The organism is Telluria sp. ZT3P26 (assembly GCF_059686035.1).
In genome coordinates, this window is record NZ_JCASII010000001.1 from 209,269 (window position 1) to 232,179 (window position 22,911).

Sequence of the window (22,911 nt, forward strand, 5' to 3'; positions counted from 1 at the left end):
GACCGGTTGAATTCAAGACCCTTATCCGACGCTGGTAAACAGTTCGGCTGTCCAGTCGGCAAACGCACGCGTTGCCGGAGAGAGAAAGCGGTGGTGGGGGTAAAGTAGTGAGACAGGAACAGGTGCTGGCCGCCAGTCGGCCAGCACCTCGACTAACTCACCGGCCTGCAATTGTTCCGCCACCAGCATCTCCGCCAACTGAATCAGGCCGCGTCCGTCGATGCCAAGCTTGATGTAAAGCCCAGTCTCGTTGACGGCAACCTTGCCGGACACCGGCACGGCGACGCAATTTCCATCTTCGACAAAATGCAGCTCACTTCCCCGCCACGTCGTGCCAGAAAAGTAGTGGACAGCCTGGTGTGCCTGCAGATCCAGCAGCGTCTTGGGCGTCCCCTTTTCTTCCAAGTAGGACGGCGCCGCGCAAGTAATCCAGCGCAACTCCCCTAAACGGCGCGAGACCAGCGTCGAGTCATTGAGGTTGCCGGTACGGATCACACAATCGACGCCATCCTGGATCAGGTCCACCTGCCGATCATTTATACCGATCATCAGATAGATATCGGGGTAGCGCTGCTGAAATTGCTCCAGACGCGGCAGGATCAAGGCATGCGCAATGCCCCCCGGCATATCCACCCGCAACTTCCCTTGCGGGCGCTCGGCAGAGCCGTTCAGGCTAGCTTCCGTGTCGTCAATCAGGTCGAGTATTTCGCGGCAACGGTAGAAGTACTGCTCACCTTCCGGTGTCAAGCTGAGGTTTCTGGTTGAACGGTTCAGCAACCGGATTTGCAAATGTTTTTCAAGCCTTTTAACGATGCCTGTGACGGATGACGGCGGTAAGCCGAGAGTCTGCGCTGCGCGTACGAAGCTCTTGCCTTCGACGACTCGAACAAACACCTGCATTGCTTGTACGCGATCCATTTGTTGTCCTGATAGCTATACAGAAAACGGCACTATAACCCACCATTGTTCGCATTTTCTGCACGTTGAAAACCGCCAGGACCACTTTTTCCGCATCGTTGGGCCCCCTATAGTGCAGGTATCAACTTTAGAGGGGAAGCCAACATGTCCAACCAAGTCCGCCAATTATCGGTACCGCTAATGACGAACCGGGCAGATCCTGACGCGATGTCTAAAAAGATTCTTGTACTCGGTGCCGGGGAACTCGGGATGCCCGTACTGCGCAGTCTCGCGCAACGCGCGAAGGACATCGACGGTGTGACCATTAGCGTGTTGCTGCGCGCAAGCGCCGTCATGTCCAATGTGCCAGACAAGCAGCGTGATGTGGCCGAAATCCGGGATCTCGGGATCGACATCATCATCGGCGATCTTGTGAAAAGCTCCATCGACGAGCTGGCTGAAGTATTCGCGCAATATGACACAGTCATTGGGTGTGCTGGCTATGCAGCGGGTATCGATACGCCAATGAAATTGGCGCGTGCTGCCCTGCAAGCGGGAATTCCCAGATATTTCCCATGGCAGTTCGGCGTCGATTTTGACGTAATCGGTCGCGGCAGTCCGCAGGACATCTTCGACGCCCAGTTGGACGTGCGCGAATTGCTGCGGGGTCAGCACCAGACTGAGTGGGTCATCATCTCGACCGGTATGTTCATGAGCTACCTGTTCGAGCCAGAATTCGGCGTCGTCGATCTTAAAGAAAATGCCGTTCACGCTCTTGGCAGCCTCGACACGGCTGTCACGCTGACGACGCCAGATGACATCGGCGTTCTGACTGCCGAAGTCGTGTTCACGCAGCCCCGTATCCGGAACGACATCGTGTATTTAGCGGGTGACACGGTGACGTATGGGGAAGTGGCCGACAAGCTGCAAGCGGCACTAGGCCAACCCTTCCGCCGTTCGGCGTGGAGCGAGGCGTACTTGCTAGACGAGTTGGCCCGCGACCCACATAACATGATGCGCAAATATCGTGCCGCCTTTGCCCAGGGCAGGGGTGTCGCTTGGGATAAAAGTGGCAGTTTTAATACCCGGCGCGCTATTTCGGTGACCGACGTGGCGTCGTGGATCGATGCAAACCTGGTTGCTGGCCGTAGCAATTAGTATTCATCCACAGGGCTTAGGCGCCAACGTCCATTGGCGATGTCCATCCATTGGCTGTGTCAGTCTGATATCTGGACACATCCTCTACTAACTTAAGGGAATGTTAAAGTATCCGCTGGATTGTCAAGATGCGCTCGAAAAATCAAGGGGCCAAATCATCGCAGAGCTCGCGTCTGAATGTCAAACCTGACACCGGAACCTCCAGAGCTCGTGTCTGAATGTCAGACCTGACATCGCAACCTCTAGTGACGCCGGAACTTTTAGCGTTGCTATTTACAGCGTCCTTGTAGCAGTATTTCAACCATAGGCAGCGCGCTCGATTTCTAGATATCGGCTCTATGCTGTTTTCTAACCGTTGAAATTTTTCTGCACCCCAAAACTGCCATGATCCGTTCCAATGATATGTTGGAGAACGGAAGGAAAGCATCTTAAAGTATTACTAACTAAAAATTATATTTTATCAACTATTCACTTTGAAAGTGTAGTTCGGTTTTGGAAAATGGCCGTTTTTCGCTCGCTCATTGGCTTTAAATCGGATATTATTTTCTGATAACTAGGGAGAGAAGATGTCCGATGATCGTCAATACAATATGGAGTTTGAAGCTGAAGTTCGCCGAGTCGCGGAAGCAATTTGGTCATTAGCACCTGGGCAGTGTCAGCCATCTTACTATCCAAATGACATATACATCCAAGAGCTTGATGGAATAGCTCGATTGCGCGACGTGAGCCATTTAATAATGGTAACGACTAGTACTAAGCTGAAAAAAACGAAGGATGACGTACTAAAGTTGAACGCTGCTGAAGCTCATGAAGAAAAAACAGCCACACAAGTTTCAAAATGGTTTATTACGGAAAAGCAGCTTGATGCTCAGCATATTGAATTTGCTCGAAAAAATAAAGTAACTCCTTTAACTCTCGAACAGTTCCGGCGCCGCTTTTTTGATGGAAATCGCTATGTGTCACTGAGGAAAAACGCGGCGTTTGGTTCCGCGAGAGACTTACATAACGATTCAACAAATATCGATGACTCTAAATATGTTGAATTGCCTGTCACACTGATTGATGACAAGCCAGCAAATCGTGCATTAAATTTTTCCACGAGTAGACAGAGTTCGCTTGATGACATTGTAAAATGTGTTCGAGAAGGGAATATCGCAGTTATAATCGCTCCGTTTGGCTCTGGGAAAAGCATCACTACCCGCCAAGTATTTTTGAGACTTGCATCCGAATATTTTCAAGAGAACTCTCGTCCAATTCCACTAGTATTAAATCTTCGTGAACACTGGGGACAAAGCTACTCAGATGAGATTTTGGACCGTCATGCTCGTTCGATAGGATATAACCCGCGCCCAGATCTTGTTATCGCTTGGAGAGCTGGCCTAGCACATCTTTTGGTAGATGGCTTTGACGAAGTGGCATCTCAAGGCGTCATTCGTAAAGATGATAAGACTTTTATGAGAAAAGCTCGTCGGGAAGCATTAAGTGGTGTGAGAGATTTCATCACAAAAATTCCTCCCGGCGTCGGAGTTTTACTTTGTGGGCGAGATCACTATTTCGATGATGAGAACGAGATTTCATCGGCGCTATCAATTGGTGGGAAGCACTGCAAAGTTTTTCGACTTGGCGAATTTACTGAAGCTGGCGTAAACGAATTTTTAACTAAAAACGGTATTGAACAAAAATTGCCCGATTGGTTGCCTCGTAAACCACTATTAATTTCTTATCTCATACAGCGAGATTTAATAAGTGAGATCGTTGCAATTGATTCCAGCAGTGGATTCCCTTATGCATGGGACACGTTTTTAAGGAAAATAACAGAACGGGAAGCGACACTCGAGTCTTCTACAATGGAAGCTCAGACGCTACGTGCCGTTATGGAGCGATTAGCTTTCTTAGTTAGAGAGCGTTCTTCCGGTACTGGGCCAATAACCGGTACAGACCTTTCCAGCGCATTTATTTATGAGACTGGTCAAGCGGCCGGCGAAGGCGTACTTGCTCAACTCCAACGTCTTCCCGGCTTAACTGAACGTGATCAAGACTTAGGTGCTCGATCATTTGTCGACGAAGATATGCTTGCTGCTCTTCAAGGAAGTGCATTCTATCGGCTTGTCGTCGATAACTTCAAAAATGATACTTTAAGGCCTATCGCGGAGCTTAGGCCAAAAGCAGTAATGATGGCTTCCTACTTGTTAATTCGCGATGGTTTTAATAGTAGTACTCTAGTATCGTTAGCTAAAAACCTTTTCCGCCAAACACGAAATATTCCAGGGTCAGGGCAGACGTTATCTGATTTGGTTTCAGTAGCTATTTTTGTGGCATTTGAGGAAGAGCTCTCCTTTGTCAACTTTAATGACATCGACGTTGAGGCGGCAGCAATTGGACGTATCAGTATTGAAGAAATTGCATTGAAAGGAATAACTTTCAAAGACTGTGTTATTTCTGAAGTAATTTTAAGCCCTGCGGGTATGAACGGTGGTGTGACGTTCCAGAATTGTATGATAAATAAAATAGTGGGTGTTTCTGATTCGGCAGGGCTTCCACCTGAGATGTTCTTTAACTGCGATGTCGAAAATTATGATCAACTAGGTACCACAAATGCGGTCTTGCAATCAAATCTACCGCCTCAATTAAAAGCATTGATCACTATCTTGCGGAAGTTATATAAGCAGGCAGGTGGTGGAAGAAAGACAAATGCGCTTCGACGCGGAATTACCCAGTCAACTGTTGCTGACTATATCGATCGAGTGGTTCAGATCCTTGAGATTGAGGGTCTTGTGTTTATCACCGGCGATGTTGTACACCCAGTTCGTAAGCAAGCAAATCGGGTTGAAGCGATTTTAGTCGCTCCATCATTGAGCTTAGATCCGCTAGTTGCGAAGGTGAAGGCGCTGCTTTGAAAATATTTCACATATAGCTTAATACGAGGCACGGTCTCTTATTCGCGATTTTTCAAATAAATATTTCGAATTATTTTTCTTTGAGTAATTTTTTAAATATTTTTGATGAGTAGTAATTAAGCGTTCTAAACGTGCCATTAAGAGGAGGTTTTTATTCCGTCACTTGAATGGCTTGTGTGCTAGTGGTTCGTTTGGCCCCACTTCAATTTTTTAAAGTAATTTCGATTGAAGACAAATTGGGGTCAAAAGAATTGGGTTTATACGAGAATGGGGCCAAATCTGAAATTCGGACATAGACTCAGCTTTGCACAAGCCAAATCGGAGTCCGAATTAGATTAAATGCCTTACCTCATCTCCAAAGCTAGGGGATATCTTTCAGAAAAGCCGATATCTATTCAGCGATACTGATAATTGGGAAACAAGTTTGACTACCTTAGACTTCGTGCCCAGACGCCAGGCCAACCCTCAAAGTAGGACCGACCCTTGAGCTGGAGTGCAGAGCTGGAATTTGTTTCTCAATGCGTTCAAGTTAACGCCGGTCGGCGGGGTGACCGGTATCGGTATCCGCCGTACCAAGACATGGGTCAAGATCGATATCGCCAATTCCGGGGCGGAAATTGATGCAGACGATCTGCCGTATGTCTTTTGCGCGCTCAAGCTGCAGGAGCATGACAATGCCACTGGTCCGGGACTGGGGCTGTATGTCGCGCGGCGAATTTGGAAGCTGCATTTAGGGACGGGTAGTGTCAGTAATAGGCGGCGGGGCGGGGTGATGATTGCGATTCGGTCGCCGATGGTCGCGCTCGGCTGACCGCCTTAATGAGGCGAAGACCATATAGCAAAAAACCCGCACTTCCTGGGAAGATTGCGGGTTTTAAGCGTAATACGAATACGTGATGCGAGTAGGTGGTGCCTCCGGCCGGAATCGAACCGGCACGCCTTACGGCGCTTGATTTTGAGTCAAGTGCGTCTACCAATTCCGCCACAGAGGCCCAATCGCAGGCGGGCATCTTAGCACATCGATTGCTCAGCTGGCCAGTGCGCCGCGAAATTCGGTGAGGGGGCTGCCAGATGGATGCTCTGACTAACACGTCATCCGATGCTGCAACAACCGCAAGCTCCCCATCGGCCCGACAATCTCCAGCACATGCTCACGCACCTCGACATCGATCGCGCCTTCCTGCCCGCGCAGCCAGGGGCGGGGGCGGAAGTAGCGGATGCTGGTGCTGTCGGCGGCCGTACGCCGGTAGCCAAGCGCTCCAAGCGCTTCGTCCAGCCTGGCAATCATCTGGCAGTCGTCGGCGCGGCTGCGCATTTCAAAGCGGCCCGGACCCAGCATGCAGATGGGGAGCAGGCCGCCGACGACAGCGGGGACCACGAGGAAGGGCATCGGGGTGGTGGGATCGATCAGGTGCAAGGCCATTACCAGCAGTGGCAGGCCAGCCAGCAGCGTGAGCGCCCAGGGCAGCGACTGGCGCCAGGTGTCCATGCGCTGCAGGAACCCAGGGCGTTTCCTGACGCGCTCGATTTCAGAAAATGTCACGCTGTTCATGCTGCTCTCCCCTGGCTGCCCGCATCGGTCCGTGTTCACGCTGATCAAGAAAACTGGTGCAATATCCAGCCGACTATTAGTTGAATCGTCATTAACCTGATCATTGTGACGAGCGCCCAGTGGCTGACGTTTGACTGCGCGCAAACACGCATTCGTTGAAGCCAGCTTCTCATAAAGACAACACTTGCCGCGCACAGGTGATTTTTGGACAGTTCATCGACCCAGAACGAACAAGCCGCACAACAGTGCGGCTTAAGAGGGGGAAAGTACTCAGGGCTTTTGGCGGAACAGCCGGAAGCGTTCGTCGCGGTCCGAAGCGCGCCGGCCTTCCCACAGCGGCACCGCGTCGCGCACGTTCCACTTCGGCAGCAGGGTGGCGTCGCGGCGGTTGCGCAGGCTGTCTTGCAGCAGCACGTAGTCGCACTTGCCGCCGGCGAGCGTGACGAATGGCAGGCGGCCGTAGAAGGCAAGCGAGGCGCGCTGGGCGGCGCCGACGTTGGTGGCGATGCAGTTCGCGTCGGCTGGCAGGCGGGCGGCGATCTGCTGGGCCACGCCGGCGTAGCTCTTGCCGTAGTTCAGGTCGGGCAGGAACAGCGTCATCAACAGCACCCACAGCAGGATCAGGCCGCCGGAGGACAGCACCACGGCGCGCCACAGTACCGCCGGCTGGCGCGACAGGCGCCAGTGCACCAGCATGATCCAGCCGACGCTGGCGCCGGCCGCCACGATGAAGGTGACCACGCCGATTTCGGGCGTGAAGCCCGGCACCAGCTTGAGCGCGTTCTTGGCCAGCTGTGCCGGCCAGCCGGTCAGCTTGGCGATCCAGAAGAGCCAGATGATCGCGCTCAGCATCGTCAGCACCATCACCGAGAACCAGTCGATGGCGTTGATCGCGCCGCGCTTCATCGTCGGCAGGCCGAAGGCGGCCATCAGGGCCAGCGGCGGCAGCATTTTCAGGAAGTCGCTGTTTTCGGGCGACGGGTCGGCCAGCATTTGCAGCACCAGCGCCAGGAAGAAGAACACGGGCAGCACGATGTGCAGCATCTGCTGGCGGCGCCAGGCCCAGATCGCCCACAGGGCGAATGGCCAGGCTGGCCAGAAGAACCAGATACCGATCCGGAAGAAGGCTTTCAGCGCCGGCCAGCCGGGCAGGCCGATCTGGCGCGCGTTCCAGTTGAGCCAGTCAGAGACCGGCGACAGGCCGTAGGGCTGCAATACCGTGGCCGGCGCGATCCAGATCAGCGTGATGCCGAAGCCGACACCGGCGGCGACAGCCAGGTCGCGCAGCGCGCGCGGCGTGGGCAGCTCGAGGTAGCGGGTGCAGGCGAACAGCGCCACGATCAGCACCAGTGGCGGCAGGAAGCCCTGCGTGAGCGCCAGCGTGCCAAGGGCAAGGCCCACCAGCACCGCATTGCGCGTGCTGGCCAGTTCGACGTAGCGCACGGCGCGGTACAGGAAGAAGGCGAGCAGCGCGCCCTGCAGCGTCGCTGCGAGCGTCAGGTGGCTTTGCAGCAGCAGGCCCAGGCTGCCGAGGTAGATCAGGACGGCGGTATCGCCCAGCATGCGGCCGTAGTCGTCCGGCTCGGGCTGGCCGCCGAAGGCCAGGCGCAGCGGTTGCGCTTCGGCGCGCCGGCCCAGGTGGAAGGCGGTGTACCAGAGCGACATCGTGCCCAGCACGAAGATGCCGATCGTCGAGACGCGGGCGGCCAGCACGTCGCCCAGCAGCCAGCCGAACAGCTTGATGCACACGGCGCCAAGCCAGAACGCGAGCGGCCCTTCATCGACGCTGGCGAGCCCCGCGATGTTCGGATACAGCCAGTCGGCCAGCGTGCCATGCGCCATCGTCCACATGATGCCGAAGCTGGCGGCGTCTTCCTTCCACAGGTCGCGGCCGATCAGGCCGGGCAGGATGTAGAACAGGCCCAGCGCAAGCAAGGCCCAGCGGGGCAGTGCGAGGGTGGCGGCGGCGGGAAGACGGACTGGTTTCATCGATAAGTCTGATGGCAGAAATGAGCGCGTAGTATAGCCGCGAAAAAAAAGAAGCCGGATAAGCGGCTTCTTTTTTGAAGCCGGCAAAGCCGGCTGTCTGGCCAAAGCCGGTGAAGGCTTTGACGGGATTACATCGGCTATTAGCCGTTGGCGACCGAGGTCTTCGAACCAACTGCGCCGAACTTCTGGCGGAATTTCTCGACGCGACCGGCGGTGTCGACGATCTTGTGCTTGCCGGTGAAGAACGGGTGCGATTCAGCCGACACCTCGATCTTGACCAGTGGGTATTCTTTGCCTTCGTGTTCGATCTTGTCGCGGGTGTTGATGGTCGAGCGCGTGATGAACTTGAAGTCGCACGACACGTCATGGAACACGACGTCGCGGTATTCTGGGTGAGTTTCGGTCTTCATGGTCTTGCTTTCTATAGAGTTGGTAGCCAAACAGCACTTCGTCGGTCGTCTCGCTTCTTGACCCGATTGCCGATCACTTGCCAGGGTTGGGCAGAACCGGCGATTATAAATTGGTTTTCACCTTCCGGCAATGCCCAACAAAAAAGGCAGCCCGAAGGCTGCCTTTGCGCGGGATGCGTTGCAGTGGCTTAGCCGCCGCGGCGCATCATGTCGAAGAACTCCACGTTGTTCTTCGTTGCGCGCATCTTGTCGAGGATGAACTCCATCGCTTCGATCTCGTCCATCGAGTACAGCAGCTTGCGCAGGATCCAGATTTTTTGCAGCTGGTCCGGCTTGATCAGCAGTTCTTCGCGGCGGGTACCCGATTTGTTCAGGTTGATCGACGGGTAGACGCGCTTTTCGGCCAGGCGGCGCTCGAGGTGCACTTCCATATTGCCGGTACCCTTGAATTCTTCAAAGATCACGTCATCCATGCGCGAACCGGTTTCGATCAGCGCGGTCGCGATGATGGTCAGCGAGCCGCCTTCTTCGATATTACGCGCTGCGCCGAAGAAGCGCTTCGGACGCTGCAGTGCGTTGGCGTCGACACCACCGGTCAGGACCTTGCCCGAGGCAGGGATCACGGTGTTGTAGGCGCGCGCCAGGCGGGTGATCGAGTCCAGCAGGATCACGACGTCCTTCTTCATTTCGACCAGGCGCTTGGCTTTTTCCAGCACCATCTCGGCAACCTGCACGTGGCGGGTCGCTGGTTCGTCGAAGGTCGAGGCAACCACTTCGCCGCGCACCGAACGCTGCATCTCGGTCACTTCTTCCGGACGTTCGTCGATCAGCAGGACGATCAGCGTGACGTCGGGGTGATTCGCCGTGATGGCGTGTGCGATGTGCTGCAGCATGACCGATTTGCCGGACTTTGGCGACGCCACCAGCAGGCCGCGCTGGCCCTTGCCGATCGGCGAAATCAGGTCGACGATGCGGCCGGTGATGTTTTCGGCGCCGTTCATGTCGCGCTCGAGGCGCAGCGGCTCGTTCGGGTGCAGCGGCGTCAGGTTCTCGAACAGGATGCGGTGTTTCGAAGCCTCTGGCGATTCGCCATTGACCTTGTCGACCTTGACCAGCGCGAAATAACGTTCGCCGTCTTTTGGCGTGCGTACTTCGCCTTCGATCGAGTCACCCGTATGCAAGTTGAAACGACGGATCTGCGACGGCGAGATATAAATGTCGTCGGTCGAGGCCATATAGCTCGCATCTGGCGAGCGCAGGAAACCGAAACCGTCCGGCAGCACTTCGAGAGCGCCGTCGCCGAAGATCTGCTCACCGCCTTTTGCGCGCTTCTTCAGGATTGCAAACATCAATTCCTGTTTGCGCAGGCGGGCTGCGTTGTCGATATCGAGGCCGATTGCCATTTCCAGCAGCGCGGAAACGTGCATCGCCTTCAGTTCAGATAAATGCATGTGTGTGGGTAACCCGTGACGGGTAAAAAAGGTAGGGGAGGGAACTGCGTGGGTTAATCAAGGCGGGAAGGTGGCAATGAGCCGTGGGCCCTCCCGGCCGGGAGGCGATGACGCGGGCGCGTCGTCGCCGCTTATTGTATCAGCTGAATCAGATGTTGCTGTCGATGAACGCGGTCAATTGACCTTTTGCCAGTGCGCCGACTTTTTGCGCAGCGACTTCGCCATTCTTGAACAGGATCAGGGTCGGGATGCCGCGGATGCTGAACTGGGCTGGAACAGCCTGGTTGGCGTCGACGTCCATCTTGGCGATCGTGATCTTGCCGCCGTATTCCTTGGCGACTTCTTCGAGGATCGGGGCAATCATCTTGCAAGGACCGCACCACTCGGCCCAGAAATCGACCAGCACCGGCAGCTCGGATTTGAGCACGTCGGATTCAAAGGATGCATCGCTGATGTGTTTGATGTTTTCGCTCATGGTTTCCTCAATAAGAGGTAATAACTGTGATTAACGCCTTGAGACAGGACATGGGGAACGTCTCTACCGGCTAGGGGGTATCTTCCTGTGCTGCTTAATATTGTTACTACACAATGGTGGAGGCACTGTGTGCAAAATTCAATATTGGAAGAACGGCTAGAGGGTGTCAGGCGGGGAATGAGGCGAATAATACCGCATTTTTTTGAAAAGTGTTTAGCCGCTTGTACAAAATTTCAACAAGCCAACGCCGCGCGCAACTGGTTCTGTTCTAGTGGCTTGCGAAACGACCCGATCACTTGCAGCCCCAGCGCACGCGCCAGTTCGCCAGCCGCTTCGCGCACACCGTCTTCCAGCGCCGAGATCAGGATCACCTTGCCCTGATACCCTTGCGCCGCAGCGGCTTGCAGGAACTCTATGCCATCCATTTCCGGGAGCATCAGGTCGCTGATCAGGACATCGGGCGTGACATCATCCAGGCGCTGCAGCGCGCGGCGCGCGTCGCTTTCCAGCACGACCGTGTGCGGTCCGCACGTGGCCAGCATTTCGTGCATCACTTCCAGCAGCAGCGGATCGTCGTCCAGCACCAGAATGCGCAGGGGCGCGGCGAGGGAGGGCGCGTCGGTGGCGTGCGATGGCATGGTCATACCTGGCGGAGAGGAAGATGGCGGGTCTGCCAACCAGCCGCAGTGTGACATGGTTTGTTGTCTGTTTGCATGGTTATTTTCAGACGCTGCCCGTGAACCGTGCCAGATGGCCCGGATGCCATAACGTGGCCACCGAGGCAATCCGGCCGGCCGATGTCGTGCGCCGGTGCAGTACCAGGCATGGCGCGCCGGGCGCGATGCCAAGGCGCTGCGCCGTCTCGCCTGATGCCGGCATGGCTTCGATGGCGTAGGTCGCGCCCTGCAGCGGCGCACTCACCATCAGGTGTTCATTGGGCGTGATGCTGGAAAAATCCTGCTCCAGGTAGGCCGGGGCGCAGGCCGGATTGACCCAGCGGTCTTCGAGCTGGATCGGTATGTCGTTGTCAAAATGGACGATCAGCGAGCGATACAGCGTGCTGCCCGCGTCGAGGGCAAATTCGGCGGCCAGCGCATCGTCCGCCACGCCGGCTTCGAGCACCAGCACGCGGCTGGTGTGCTGCCTGCCGCGTTCGCGGATCTCGTCGGCGATATTGCGGATCTCGACCAGCGTGGCCTGGTACTTCTGCGGCGCGACATACGTGCCGGAGCCCTGGCGCCGCACCAGGACCTGCTCGGCGGTGAGTTCGCGCACGGCGCGGTTGACCGTCATGCGCGAGACGCCGAACAGGCGCACCAGCGCCTGTTCGGACGGCACCAGGTCGCCTTCCTTCCAGCGCCCGGCGGCGATTTCACCGACCAGGTAATCCTTGATCTGACGGAAAATGGGTGCTTTGTCCGGGGTGCTGTCCTGCAGGTGATCGTGGGTGGTCCGTGGGTCCAAGCTGTTCTCCGAGATGACGGCCTGTCTGACCTGACCAGATTCTAGCATTCGATTCGAAAGCAAGACCCGGCGTGCATAGCACCCGGCATGGGGCTACGATAGGCTTGCCGCCTGACCCCTGGAGAACAACATGACCAACCCCACCGATGCCGCAGCCGATGCCAGCGCAGGCAGCGCCGATCTGCGCTGGGCCGCCGTGCAGCGGCGCGACCCGGCCTTCGACGGCCGCTTCGTCTACTCGGTGCGCACCACCGGCGTGTATTGCCGGCCATCGTGTCCATCACGCGCGGCGCGGCGCGCCAATGTGGCTTTCCATGCGGGCCCGGATGCCGCCGAAGCAGCCGGCTTTCGTCCCTGCCTGCGCTGCGCGCCGCACCTGCCGCCACTGGCCGAGCGCCAGCGCGACGCCGTCGCGCGGGTGTGCCGCCTGATCGACGCCGCCGACGAAGCGCCGGACCTCGACAGCCTGGCGCAGGCCGCCGGCATGAGCCGCTTTCACTTCCACCGCGTGTTCAAGGCGCAGACGGGGATCACGCCGAAAGCGTATGCGGCGGCGCGGCGCGGCGAGCGCGTACGGCGCGGGCTGGCGGAGGGCGCGCCGGTGCTCGATGCGCTGTTCGACGCCGGCTACGGCTCAAGCACGCGCTTTTATGCAGGCGCGCAGGCGGTGCTGGGCATGGCGCCGGCGCACTACCGCGCTGGCGGGCGCGGTGAAACGATCCGCTTCGCGATCGGCCAGTGCTCGCTGGGCGCGATTCTGGTCGCGGCGACCGGGCGCGGGATCTGCGCGATCCTGATCGGCGACGCGCCGGCGCCGCTGCTGGACGATCTGCAGGCGCGCTTTCCGCAGGCCGCGCTGGAAGGCGCCGATGCGGCGTTCGGGCAGACCGTGGCGCAGGTGGTCGGGCTGGTCGAAGCGCCGCGCATTGGCCTGGAGTTGCCACTGGACGTGCGCGGGACCGCATTCCAGCAGCGCGTGTGGCAGGCGCTGCGCAGCATCCCGGCCGGACGCACCGTCAGCTATGCAGAGCTGGCCGCCATCGTCGGCGTGGCGGGCGGCGCGCGCGCCGTGGCCGGGGCCTGCGCGTCCAACCCGATCGCGGTGGCGATTCCCTGTCACCGCGTGGTGCGCACGGGTGGCGCGCTGTCGGGTTATCGCTGGGGCATCGAGCGCAAGCGCACGCTGCTCGAACGCGAGGAGGAGCAGTCCGCATCCAGCCCGGATTGAACGGGCGCCGGTGCTATGCCGGGCATGCAAATTTCGATACACTCTGCCGAGCTGCGCCCACGAGGCGCGGGATCCCAACCGACGGAGAAAACCACGCATGCGCGCCCGCCTGACCCCCCTGTGTTCCCTGATCGTCCTGGCCGTTGCCGGCAGCCTGCCAGCCCACGCCGCGACCCTGATCGACAACGCCAACGGTTATACCCTCAACACGAAGGGCGACCTGGTGCAGTTCACCGCAATCGCGTTCGACGACGCCGGCCGCATCATCGCCGTGGGCGCCAGCGCGGATGTCGCGGCCAGGGCGCCGCAGGCCAAACGCATCGACATGAAAGGGCGCACGATGCTGCCCGGCCTGATCGACGCCCACGGCCACGTGTTCGGCCTGGGCCAGCAACTGACGCAGCTCGACCTGTTCAACAGCACCTCGCTGGCCGGCGCGCTCAAGTCGATCGGCGAGTACGCAGGCGCCAATCCGGGGCACCCATGGCTGCGCGGGCGCGGCTGGAACCAGGAAAACTGGAAGCTGGGGCGCTTCCCCACCGCCGCCGAACTCGACGCCGTCGTCAGCGACCGGCCGGTGTGGCTCGAACGCGTCGATGGCCACGCCGGCTGGGCCAACAGCCGCGCGCTGGCGCTGGCCGGCATCACGAAAGCCACGCCGGATCCGGTCGGCGGCAAGATCGTGCGTGACGCGAATGGCGAAGCCACCGGCGTCCTGGTCGATACGGCGCAGGACCTGCTAACCAAGGTGCTGCCGCCGCAGACCGAGGCCGAATCGCGCACGATGCTCGATCGCGCCCTGAGCGAACTGGCGCGCGTGGGCCTGACCAGCGTGCACGACGCCGGCGTGGACGTAACCCAGGACCGCCTGTACCGCGCCTACGCCGATGCGGGCAAGCTGACGACGCGCGTGTACGGCATGATCGGCGGCGCCGGCGCAGACTTCGATGTGCTGGCCAGGAATGGCCCGCTGAACGACTACGGCAACGGCATGTACGCACTGCGCGCCGTGAAGCTGTATTCCGACGGCGCGCTGGGCAGCCGCGGCGCGGCGCTGATCAAGCCATACAGCGATGACGCGCACTCGCACGGCCTGCTGTTCTTCAAGAGCGGGCAGATGGACACCATGATGACGAAGGCGATGCGGCGCGGTTACCAGGTCAATGTGCATGCCATCGGCGACGCCGGCAACAAGCAGATCCTCGACATCTACCAGAAAGAAGTCTCGGCAACCAAGAGCGCAGCGCAGCGTCACCGCATCGAGCACGCGCAGGTCGTGCAGGCGGGCGACATCCCGCGCTTCAAGTCGATCGGCATCATCCCGTCGATGCAGCCGACCCACGCGACGTCGGATAAAAACATGGCCGAAACCCGCGTTGGCCCGGAGCGCATCAAGGGCGCGTATGCGTGGCGCACCTTCCTGCACCAGGGTTCGCGCATCGCCTGCGGCTCGGACTTCCCGGTCGAAGCGCCGAATCCGTTCTTCGGCCTGCACGCCGCCGTCACGCGCCAGGATGCGCAGGGCCAGCCGGTGGCCGGCTGGTACCCGAACCAGGCGATGTCGCTGAAGGAAGCGTTCCGCTGCTTCACGCTCGACGCCGCGTACGCCGGACACCGCGAAGACAGCCTCGGCTCGCTCGAAACCGGCAAGCAGGCCGACTTCATCATCATCGACCAGGACTTGTTCAAGATGCCGACGTATGACATCCACAAGACCGGCGTGCTCGAAACCTGGGTGGCGGGCAAACAGGTCTTCAAAAAGTAATTCAATAGGGTTGTATAGACAACCTGAATGAGGTACGGTGGACGCATTCTGCGTTCACGCGGGGACGGTTGGCGCCAACCCATCGTAGCGTGGACGGATTTTCCGTCCACGCGGGGATGGTTGGCAGCCAAGTCATCCGGCAAGCACGCGGAGCCCATCCCCGAACCGAAGGAGCCGCCATGTCCCAAGATGCCTGTCTCATCGACGATCCCCGCTTCGACCCCTCACGCGTGATCCGCGCCCCGCGCGGCACCACGCTCAGTTGCAAGAGCTGGCTGACCGAAGCGGCCTACCGCATGATTCAAAATAACCTGGATGCCGAGGTCGCGGAAAACCCGCAGCGCCTCGTCGTCTACGGTGGCATCGGCCGCGCAGCCCGCAACTGGGCCTGCTACGACCAGATCCTGGCCAGCCTGCGCGAACTCGATGACGACCAGACCCTCCTGATCCAGTCCGGCAAACCGGTGGGCGTGTTCCAGACCCACCCGGACGCCCCGCGTGTGCTGCTGGCAAATTCCAACCTGGTGCCCAAGTGGGCCGACTGGGCCCACTTCAACGAACTCGATCGCCGTGGCCTGTTCATGTACGGCCAGATGACGGCCGGCAGCTGGATCTATATCGGCACGCAGGGCATCGTGCAGGGCACCTACGAAACCTTTGCCGAAGCAGGGCGCCAGCACTTTGGCGGCGACATGCTCGGACGCTGGATCCTGACGGCGGGCCTGGGTGGCATGGGCGGCGCCCAGCCGCTGGCCGCGAGCTTCGCCGGCGCCGTGTCGCTGACTGTCGAATGCCAGCAAAGCAGCATCGATTTCCGGCTGCGCACGCGCTACCTCGACAAGCAGGCGCGCGACATCGACGAGGCGCTGGCGATGGTGCAGCACCACACGGCGCAGCGCGAGGCCGTCTCCATCGGCCTGCTCGGCAACGCGGCCGACGTGCTGCCCGAACTGGTGCGCCGCGCCCGCGCCGGCGGCATCAAGCCCGACCTGGTGACCGACCAGACCTCGGCCCATGACCTGATCAATGGCTACCTGCCAAGCGGCTGGAGCGTGGCCGAATGGCAGGCCGCGCAGCGCGACCCGGCGCAGCACGCGCGCCTGACGCGCGATGCGGCGGCATCCTGCGCGCAGCACGTGCGCGCGATCCTCGACTTCAAGGCGATGGGCTGCCATGCGGTTGACTATGGCAACAACATCCGCCAGGTGGCCAGGGACGAAGGCGTGCAGGATGCCTTTGATTTCCCCGGTTTCGTGCCGGCGTATATCCGGCCGCAGTTCTGCGAAGGGCGCGGGCCATTCCGCTGGGTGGCGCTGTCGGGCGACCCGGAAGACATCTACAAGACCGACGCCAAAATCAAGGAGCTGTTCCCGCACGACGCGCGGGTACACCGCTGGCTCGACATGGCGCGTGACCGTATCGCATTCCAGGGCCTGCCGGCGCGCATCTGCTGGCTGGGCCTGGGCGAACGTCATCTGGCGGGTCTCGCGTTCAACGAGATGGTGCGCACGGGCGAACTGAAGGCGCCGATCGTCATCGGCCGTGACCACCTCGACACCGGCTCGGTCGCCAGCCCGAATCGCGAAACCGAAGCGATGCGCGACGGGACGGACGCGGTCTCCGACTGGCCGCTGCTGAACGCGTTACTGAATACTGCCGGCGGCGCGACCTGGGTCTCGCTGCACCACGGCGGCGGCGTGGGCATGGGCTATTCGCAGCACTCGGGCGTCGTCATCGTGGCCGACGGCACCGATGCCGCCGCAAAACGCCTGGCGCGCGTGCTGGTCAATGACTGTGGCTCGGGCGTCATGCGCCACGCCGACGCCGGCTACGACACCGCCATCGACTGCGCCCGGCGCAATGGCCTCAATCTTCCGATGATCAAATAAATCCATGAACGAATTCACTCTGCACCCCGGCCAGCTGTCCCTGAGCGACCTGCGCGCCGCCTGGAGCGCGCACACGCCATTGGCCCTGGCCACCAACGCCTGGGACGACATCGCTGCCTCCAGCGCGGCCGTCGCCGCCATCGTCGCCAAAGGCGAGCCGGCCTACGGCATCAACACGGGCTTCGGCATCCTGGCCAAGGCCCATATCCCGGTCGAGCAACTGGCCACGCTGCAGCGCAACCTGATCCTGTCGCATGCGGTGGGCACGGGGCCGCTGATCGACGATCACATTGTCCGCCTGATCCTGCTGACCAAGATCGGCAGCCTGGCGCGCGGCTACTCGGGCGTGCGGCCGCTGATCGTCGAGACGCTGATTGCGCTGTACAACGCCAACATCATGCCGGCCATTCCCGTACAGGGCTCGGTGGGCGCATCGGGCGACCTGGCGCCGCTGGCGCACATGACGCTGGCGATGCTGGGCGTGGGCCAGGTGCGCCACAACGGCGTGCTGGTCGACGCCAATGATGCGCTGGCGGCGGCCGGCATCGCACCGGTCGTGCTGGGCGCGAAAGAGGGCCTGGCGCTGATCAACGGCACCCAGGTCTCGACCGCGCTGGCGCTGCACGGCCTGTTCCTGGCCGAGCGCCTGCTCGAGGCGGCGCTGGTCACCGGCGCATTGTCGGTCGACGCCGCGCGTGGCAGCGACGCGCCGTTCGATGCCCGCATCCACGCGGTGCGCGGACAGCCGGGCCAGATCGCGGCGGCCGCCATCTACCGCGAGCTGGTGGCCGGCAGCGCGATCCGCGCTTCGCACCTGGTCGGCGACGAGCGTGTGCAGGACCCGTACAGCCTGCGTTGCCAGCCGCAGGTGATGGGCGCCGTGATGGACCTGATCGGCAATGCCGGGCGCACGCTGCTGATCGAGGCGAATGCCGTCACCGACAATCCGCTGCTGTTCGACGATGGCGTCATCCTCTCGGGCGGCAACTTCCATGCCGAGCCGGTAGCGTTTGCCGCCGATTCGCTGGCGCTGGCCATCGCCGAAATCGGCGCGCTGGCCGAACGCCGCATCGCGCTGCTGATCGACGCCAACCTGTCCGGCCTGCCGGCGTTCCTCGTGCGCGAGCCGGGCCTGAATTCCGGCTTCATGATCGCCCACGTGACGGCAGCAGCGCTGGCGTCCGAAAACAAATCGCTGGCCCATCCCGCCAGCGTCGACAGCCTGCCGACGTCGGCCAACCAGGAAGACCATGTCAGCATGGCGACCTTCGCGGCGCGCCGTCTTCACCAGATGGCGCACAATACCTGCGTGATCGTCGGCATCGAGCTGCTGGCCGCGTGCCAGGGTATCGAGTTCCACCGGCCGCTGCGCAGTTCGCAGACGCTGGAATCGGTCCATGCGCAGCTGCGCGAGCAGGTCGCGCCATACGACGCCGACCGCTTCTTTGCGCCGGACATCGAGGCGGCGCGCACGATGGTGTGGCAGGGCGCGTTGTCGGCCTCGTGCAAGGCGCTGTTCACGGCGCTGCATCCGTAAATCGACCAGGGAGTTGCGATGGAATTTCGCTTCAAGGCAGGCAGGCTTCCCATGCTGGTATCGATGCCGCATGCGGGCACCGATATTCCCGACGAGGTAGCGCACACGCTGGCGCCGTGCGCCGCTGCGCGCGCCGACACCGACTGGCACTTGCCTGAACTGTACGGCTTCCTCGACGAGATGGGCATCTCGACCATCTCGGCGCGCTGGTCACGCTACCTGATCGACCTGAATCGGCCGCCCGAAGACACGAACCTGTATCCGGGCCTGGACACCACTGGCCTGTGCCCGCTCGACACCTTCGGGCGCGAGCGCCTGTACCGCGATGGCATGGAGCCCGATGCGGCCGAGGTGCAGCGGCGCCTGGCGCGCTACTGGCAGCCGTATCACGCGCAGTTGCGCGCGGAGCTCGACCGCCTGAAGATGGAGCACGGGCGCGTGGTGCTGTGGGACGCGCATTCCATCGCCTCCGTCGTGCCGCGCTTTTTCGAGGGCACGCTGCCGGACCTGAACTTCGGCACGGCCGAAGGCACCTCCTGCGCCCCGGGGCTGGAAGCCGCGGTGCTGGACGTGCCGCGCGTGCAGGAGCGCTTCTCGATCGCGCTCAACGGCCGCTTCAAGGGCGGATACATCACGCGCCACTACGGCCAGCCGGCATCGGGCGTGCACGCGATCCAGCTCGAGAAATGCCAGTACCTGTACATGAACGAAGCGCCACCGTTCGAATACCGGCCGGCGGTCGCCGCGACGCTGCAGCCACTGCTGCGCGACATGATTGGCGCCGCTGTCGACTGGGTGCGCCCATGACAGCGCTGTTCGCGCGCCACGCGCTGCTGCCGCAGGGCTGGCAGCGCGACGTGCTGCTCGAATGGGATAGTGGGGGCGACCTGACGCAGGTGGCGCCCGGCGCGCGCCCCCCGCTGAACGTGGCGCGCGCCGAATACGTACTGCCGGGGATGGTCAACCTGCATTCGCACGCGTTCCAGCGCGCGCTGGGCGGCCTGACCGAAACGGGCAGCGAAGGGCCGGACAGCTTCTGGACCTGGCGCGACCTGATGTACCGCTTCGCCGCGCGCATCACGCCCGAGCAAATCGAAGCCATCGCCGCGCAGCTGTTCGCCGAATGCCTGCGCCATGGCTATACGTCGGTCTGCGAATTTCATTACCTGCAGCGCGCTGCCGATGGCGCCAGCTATGCACGGCCCGCCGAAACCGCCGAGCGCGTGGCCGCGGCCGCGCAACTGGCCGGGATGGGCGTGACGCTGCTGCCCGTGCTGTACAGCCATGCCGGGTTTGGCGCGCAACCGCTCACGCCGGGCCAGGCGCGCTTTCGCACGGACGTCGACGACGTGCTGGGCATCGTCGAGGCATTGGCGCCGCTGCGCAGCGGCCAGCTCGAAGTGGGCGCCGCGCCGCACTCGCTGCGCGCGGCCGGCATCGATGCGATCCGCGCGCTGGCGGCCGGCCTGCCCGCCGAGCGGCCGCTGCACATCCACATCGCCGAGCAGGAGGCCGAGGTGGCGCAGTGCATCGCGCACACGGGCCAGCGGCCGGTGGCCTATTTGCTCGACCAGCTCGCGTTGGACGCGCGCTGGTGCCTCGTGCACGCCACGCATCTGGATGCGGGCGAAGTGACGGCGCTGGCAGCCAGCGGCGCCGTCGCCGGCCTGTGCCCGACTACCGAGGCCAATCTGGGCGACGGGCTGTTCCCGCTGGCGCCGTACATCGCCGCCGGCGGGCGCTTCGGCATTGGCAGCGACAGCCATGTCTCGCAGAGTCCCGTCGAAGAATTGCGCTGGCTCGAATACGGCCAGCGCCTGCAGCACCGGCAGCGCAATGTGGCGCACGTGCCTGCGCAGCGCAGCGTCGGCGACTTTTTGTGGCAAGCTGCGTTGACTGGCGGCGCGCAGGCCACTGGCCGGCGCGTCGGTGCACTGGCAGCAGGGCGGCGCGCCGACCTGCTGGTGCTCGACGCCCAGCATCCGAACCTCGACGGCGTGGACCACGCCGAGGTCCTTGGTCGCATGGTATTTTGCGGTAACGATAACCTCGTGCGCGACGTGCTGTGCGGCGGACGCTGGGTGGTCCAAAGCGGCCGCCACCGGGCGCAGGAGGCGATTGCCTCGCGCTACCGCCAGGCGCTCCGGGATTTGCGTTCTTAGAAAGGTGACCACATGACTGTCTTGATTCCGTTTGCAGGCCTGGCCCCGGTACCGTGGAAGAACGGCGGCGGCAACACGACCGAGATCGCGATCGGCCCGCTCGACGCCGGCTTTGACGATTTCGACTGGCGCGTCAGCCTCGCCACCATCGCCGAAGACGGCGCGTTCTCGCAGTTCGAGGGCGTCGACCGCACGCTGGCGCTGGTCGATGGCCACGGCATGACCTTGCAGATCGATGGCGAGCCGACCCTGATCACGCATGCCGAGCCGGTCGTCGCGTTCGACGGCAGCTCGGAAGTGCGGGCCAAACTCAATCGCGGGCCGACGACCGACTTCAATGTCATGTCGCGCAGCGAGCGCTGTTATCACCAGTTCGGCCGGCGGCGCCTGAGCGGCGATTCGACCTTCATCGCGCGCGCCGAGATCACGGTGCTGTTTTTGGCCGAAGGCGACAGCCTGCAGCTGGCCAGCGACAGCGAGCGCATCGGCCTCGTGCGCTACGACGCGGTGGTGCTCGACCAGGGCACCGTGTGGACGCTCGAGGCGGGCCAGGCCACCATCTATATCGTCGATGTCCACTATTACTCTGACGACGATGACGACGACATGGGGATGTATGACTGACCTGCTGCTGTCCAACGTGCACCTGGCCACGATGGACAACGGCTACGGCCTGCTGCACGACGCCGCGCTGGCCATCAAGGATGGCCGCATCGCCTGGATCGGCGCGCGCCGCGATGCGCCGGAGGCCGCCCGTGAACACGACTGCGGCGGCGCCTGGCTCACGCCTGGCCTGATCGACTGCCACACCCACATCGTCCATGGCGGCAACCGCAGCGACGAATGGGAAGCACGCCTGAACGGCGCCACTTATGAAGACATCGCGCGCCAGGGCGGCGGCATCATGGCCACCGTGCGCGCCACGCGCGCGCTGGACGTCGATGCGCTCGTCGCGGCCAGCCTGCCGCGTGTGCAGGCCTTGCTGGCCGAAGGCGTGACGACGCTCGAGATCAAGTCCGGCTACGGTCTGGCGCTGGACGCCGAAGAGCGCATGCTGCGCGCGGCGCGCCGCATCGGCGAACTGCTGCCGGTGCGCGTCGTCACCACGTTCCTGGGTGCGCACGCGCTGCCGCCCGAATTCGCGGGGCGTCCGGACGATTACATTAGCGAGGTGTGCGACGTCATGCTGCCCGCGCTGGCGGAGCAGGGCCTGGTCGATGCAGTCGATGCGTTCTGCGAGCGTATCGGCTTTACGAATGCCCAGACCGCGCGCGTGTTCGACAAGGCAAGCGCGTTGGGCTTGCCCGTCAAGCTGCATGCCGAGCAGTTGTCCGACCAGGGCGGCGCAGAACTTGTGGCGCGCCATGGTGGTTTGTCGGCCGATCATCTTGAACACCTGAGCGAACAGGGCATCGCCGCGATGGCCCGCGCCGGCACGGTGGCCGTGCTGCTGCCGGGCGCCTATTACTATCTGCGCGAAACGGTGATGCCGCCCATCGCTGCCTTGCGCGCCGCCGGCGTGCCGATGGCCGTGGCCACCGACTGCAATCCCGGCACCTCGCCACTGACGTCATTGCTGCTGGCACTGAACATGGCCTGCACGCTGTGGCGCCTCACGCCGCAAGAGGCGCTGCTGGGCGTGACCGCGCACGCGGCGCGCGCGCTCGGTCTGCAGGACGAGATCGGCACGCTCACGGTCGGCAAGCGCGCCGACCTGGCGTTATGGAACATCGCGCGACCCGCCGATCTGGCTTATGCGATTGGTTTGAATCCCTGCCAGGCCGTCATCCATGGCGGCGTCCTGCGCACCATCGGTTGAGCGCTTGATCGCCCGCAAGTCTGTCATCTGCGTTTCAGAGAAGATGAATCTAAAGACGTGTAAAAAAAACGGCGACGGCCGTAAGCAAATGTAAGGCTTAATCAATCGTTAAGGATCGCTGGCTATAGTCCTTCTCGTGATTCAACTTCTCCCCTCCCCATTTGCCAAAATGGGTTTGCCCACGGCGCCAACGCGTCGTGGGTTTTTCTTTGTCGGTC

General features: G+C 61.3%; 19 protein-coding genes and 1 tRNA gene. 11 read left to right on the top strand and 9 right to left on the bottom strand.

The features are described from left to right. Nucleotides 1–21 precede the first annotated feature (21 nt). Nucleotides 22–918, bottom strand: coding sequence for a LysR family transcriptional regulator (locus AC56LN_RS00940; RefSeq protein ID WP_499569472.1), 897 nt, complete (start codon nucleotides 916–918; stop codon nucleotides 22–24). Nucleotides 919–1,098: 180 nt separating this feature from the next. Here AC56LN_RS00940 and AC56LN_RS00945 point away from each other — a divergent pair, with 180 nt between their 5' ends. The 3 genes from AC56LN_RS00945 to AC56LN_RS00955 all read left to right on the top strand — a co-directional run bounded on the left by AC56LN_RS00945 (nucleotide 1,099) and on the right by AC56LN_RS00955 (nucleotide 5,763). Next, nucleotides 1,099–2,055 carry an aromatic alcohol reductase gene (locus AC56LN_RS00945; RefSeq protein ID WP_499570761.1) on the top strand — a complete coding sequence of 319 codons (957 nt, stop codon included), beginning with the start codon at nucleotides 1,099–1,101 and terminating at the stop codon, nucleotides 2,053–2,055. Nucleotides 2,056–2,621: 566 nt separating this feature from the next. Continuing rightward, nucleotides 2,622–4,952: an NACHT domain-containing protein gene (locus AC56LN_RS00950; RefSeq protein ID WP_499569473.1), complete on the top strand. Its 2,331-nt coding sequence runs from the start codon at nucleotides 2,622–2,624 to the stop codon at nucleotides 4,950–4,952. A gap of 493 nt (nucleotides 4,953–5,445) precedes the next feature. Continuing rightward, nucleotides 5,446–5,763 (top strand): ATP-binding protein, encoded by a 318-nt coding sequence (locus AC56LN_RS00955; protein WP_499569474.1) that lies wholly within the window; start codon nucleotides 5,446–5,448, stop codon nucleotides 5,761–5,763. 96 nt (nucleotides 5,764–5,859) lie between these two features. On the opposite strand, the gene AC56LN_RS00960 is transcribed toward AC56LN_RS00955, so the two are convergent. The 8 genes from AC56LN_RS00960 to hutC all read right to left on the bottom strand — a co-directional run bounded on the left by AC56LN_RS00960 (nucleotide 5,860) and on the right by hutC (nucleotide 12,293). Next, nucleotides 5,860–5,944, bottom strand: a tRNA-Leu gene (locus AC56LN_RS00960). A gap of 92 nt (nucleotides 5,945–6,036) precedes the next feature. Further along, a complete protein-coding gene (locus AC56LN_RS00965) occupies nucleotides 6,037–6,504 on the bottom strand; it encodes a hypothetical protein (protein WP_499569475.1) in 468 nt (155 codons plus the stop codon). Between the two features lie 270 nt (nucleotides 6,505–6,774). Then, nucleotides 6,775–8,493: an ArnT family glycosyltransferase gene (locus AC56LN_RS00970; protein WP_499569476.1), complete on the bottom strand. Its 1,719-nt coding sequence runs from the start codon at nucleotides 8,491–8,493 to the stop codon at nucleotides 6,775–6,777. A gap of 140 nt (nucleotides 8,494–8,633) precedes the next feature. Next, nucleotides 8,634–8,903 carry a type B 50S ribosomal protein L31 gene (locus AC56LN_RS00975; protein ID WP_183556195.1) on the bottom strand — a complete coding sequence of 90 codons (270 nt, stop codon included), beginning with the start codon at nucleotides 8,901–8,903 and terminating at the stop codon, nucleotides 8,634–8,636. A 188-nt stretch (nucleotides 8,904–9,091) separates the two neighbouring features. Further along, nucleotides 9,092–10,354, bottom strand: a complete 1,263-nt coding sequence (gene rho, locus AC56LN_RS00980; RefSeq protein WP_183556196.1) for a transcription termination factor Rho — start codon at nucleotides 10,352–10,354, stop codon at nucleotides 9,092–9,094. A 148-nt stretch (nucleotides 10,355–10,502) separates the two neighbouring features. Next, a complete protein-coding gene (trxA, locus tag AC56LN_RS00985) occupies nucleotides 10,503–10,829 on the bottom strand; it encodes a thioredoxin TrxA (protein ID WP_482896324.1) in 327 nt (108 codons plus the stop codon). A 233-nt stretch (nucleotides 10,830–11,062) separates the two neighbouring features. Next, nucleotides 11,063–11,467, bottom strand: a complete 405-nt coding sequence (locus AC56LN_RS00990; protein ID WP_499569477.1) for a response regulator — start codon at nucleotides 11,465–11,467, stop codon at nucleotides 11,063–11,065. Nucleotides 11,468–11,552: 85 nt separating this feature from the next. Continuing rightward, nucleotides 11,553–12,293: a histidine utilization transcriptional repressor HutC gene (gene hutC, locus AC56LN_RS00995; RefSeq protein WP_499569478.1), complete on the bottom strand. Its 741-nt coding sequence runs from the start codon at nucleotides 12,291–12,293 to the stop codon at nucleotides 11,553–11,555. Between the two features lie 130 nt (nucleotides 12,294–12,423). Here hutC and ada point away from each other — a divergent pair, with 130 nt between their 5' ends. From ada to hutI, 8 genes are all read left to right on the top strand, one after another. Then, nucleotides 12,424–13,521 (top strand): bifunctional DNA-binding transcriptional regulator/O6-methylguanine-DNA methyltransferase Ada, encoded by a 1,098-nt coding sequence (gene ada / locus AC56LN_RS01000; protein WP_499569479.1) that lies wholly within the window; start codon nucleotides 12,424–12,426, stop codon nucleotides 13,519–13,521. Between the two features lie 97 nt (nucleotides 13,522–13,618). Further along, entirely contained in the window at nucleotides 13,619–15,286 is a 1,668-nt protein-coding gene (locus tag AC56LN_RS01005; protein ID WP_499569481.1) for an amidohydrolase, read from the top strand. A 179-nt stretch (nucleotides 15,287–15,465) separates the two neighbouring features. Beyond that, nucleotides 15,466–17,175, top strand: a complete 1,710-nt coding sequence (hutU, locus tag AC56LN_RS01010) for a urocanate hydratase (protein WP_499569482.1) — start codon at nucleotides 15,466–15,468, stop codon at nucleotides 17,173–17,175. Between the two features lie 4 nt (nucleotides 17,176–17,179). Continuing rightward, the gene (hutH, locus tag AC56LN_RS01015) at nucleotides 17,180–18,712 is read left to right on the top strand and encodes a histidine ammonia-lyase (protein ID WP_499569483.1); all 1,533 of its coding nucleotides are present in this window, start codon (nucleotides 17,180–17,182) and stop codon (nucleotides 18,710–18,712) included. A gap of 18 nt (nucleotides 18,713–18,730) precedes the next feature. Next, entirely contained in the window at nucleotides 18,731–19,519 is a 789-nt protein-coding gene (gene hutG, locus AC56LN_RS01020) for an N-formylglutamate deformylase (protein ID WP_499569484.1), read from the top strand. After that, entirely contained in the window at nucleotides 19,516–20,874 is a 1,359-nt protein-coding gene (locus AC56LN_RS01025; RefSeq protein WP_499569485.1) for a formimidoylglutamate deiminase, read from the top strand. Before hutG ends, AC56LN_RS01025 begins: the two co-directional genes overlap by 4 nt. A gap of 12 nt (nucleotides 20,875–20,886) precedes the next feature. After that, on the top strand, nucleotides 20,887–21,498 hold the full coding sequence (locus AC56LN_RS01030; RefSeq protein ID WP_499455705.1) for a HutD/Ves family protein: 612 nt from the start codon (nucleotides 20,887–20,889) through the stop codon (nucleotides 21,496–21,498). Beyond that, the gene (gene hutI, locus AC56LN_RS01035; RefSeq protein WP_499569486.1) at nucleotides 21,491–22,693 is read left to right on the top strand and encodes an imidazolonepropionase; all 1,203 of its coding nucleotides are present in this window, start codon (nucleotides 21,491–21,493) and stop codon (nucleotides 22,691–22,693) included. The genes AC56LN_RS01030 and hutI overlap by 8 nt, the downstream gene beginning before the upstream one ends. The last annotated feature ends 218 nt before the right edge of the window (nucleotides 22,694–22,911 follow it).

Bases quoted from the DNA above. Each gene is read 5' to 3' on its own strand.
- AC56LN_RS00940 (WP_499569472.1), bottom strand. From the start codon at position 918: ATGGATCGCGTACAAGCAATGCAGGTGTTTGTTCGAGTCGTCGAAGGC.
- AC56LN_RS00945 (WP_499570761.1), top strand. From the start codon at position 1,099: ATGACGAACCGGGCAGATCCTGACGCGATGTCTAAAAAGATTCTTGTA.
- AC56LN_RS00950 (WP_499569473.1), top strand. From the start codon at position 2,622: ATGTCCGATGATCGTCAATACAATATGGAGTTTGAAGCTGAAGTTCGC.
- AC56LN_RS00965 (WP_499569475.1), bottom strand. From the start codon at position 6,504: ATGAACAGCGTGACATTTTCTGAAATCGAGCGCGTCAGGAAACGCCCT.
- AC56LN_RS00970 (WP_499569476.1), bottom strand. From the start codon at position 8,493: ATGAAACCAGTCCGTCTTCCCGCCGCCGCCACCCTCGCACTGCCCCGC.
- AC56LN_RS00975 (WP_183556195.1), bottom strand. From the start codon at position 8,903: ATGAAGACCGAAACTCACCCAGAATACCGCGACGTCGTGTTCCATGAC.
- rho (WP_183556196.1), bottom strand. From the start codon at position 10,354: ATGCATTTATCTGAACTGAAGGCGATGCACGTTTCCGCGCTGCTGGAA.
- trxA (WP_482896324.1), bottom strand. From the start codon at position 10,829: ATGAGCGAAAACATCAAACACATCAGCGATGCATCCTTTGAATCCGAC.
- AC56LN_RS00990 (WP_499569477.1), bottom strand. From the start codon at position 11,467: ATGCCATCGCACGCCACCGACGCGCCCTCCCTCGCCGCGCCCCTGCGC.
- ada (WP_499569479.1), top strand. From the start codon at position 12,424: ATGACCAACCCCACCGATGCCGCAGCCGATGCCAGCGCAGGCAGCGCC.
- AC56LN_RS01005 (WP_499569481.1), top strand. From the start codon at position 13,619: ATGCGCGCCCGCCTGACCCCCCTGTGTTCCCTGATCGTCCTGGCCGTT.
- hutU (WP_499569482.1), top strand. From the start codon at position 15,466: ATGTCCCAAGATGCCTGTCTCATCGACGATCCCCGCTTCGACCCCTCA.
- hutH (WP_499569483.1), top strand. From the start codon at position 17,180: ATGAACGAATTCACTCTGCACCCCGGCCAGCTGTCCCTGAGCGACCTG.
- hutG (WP_499569484.1), top strand. From the start codon at position 18,731: ATGGAATTTCGCTTCAAGGCAGGCAGGCTTCCCATGCTGGTATCGATG.
- AC56LN_RS01025 (WP_499569485.1), top strand. From the start codon at position 19,516: ATGACAGCGCTGTTCGCGCGCCACGCGCTGCTGCCGCAGGGCTGGCAG.
- AC56LN_RS01030 (WP_499455705.1), top strand. From the start codon at position 20,887: ATGACTGTCTTGATTCCGTTTGCAGGCCTGGCCCCGGTACCGTGGAAG.
- hutI (WP_499569486.1), top strand. From the start codon at position 21,491: ATGACTGACCTGCTGCTGTCCAACGTGCACCTGGCCACGATGGACAAC.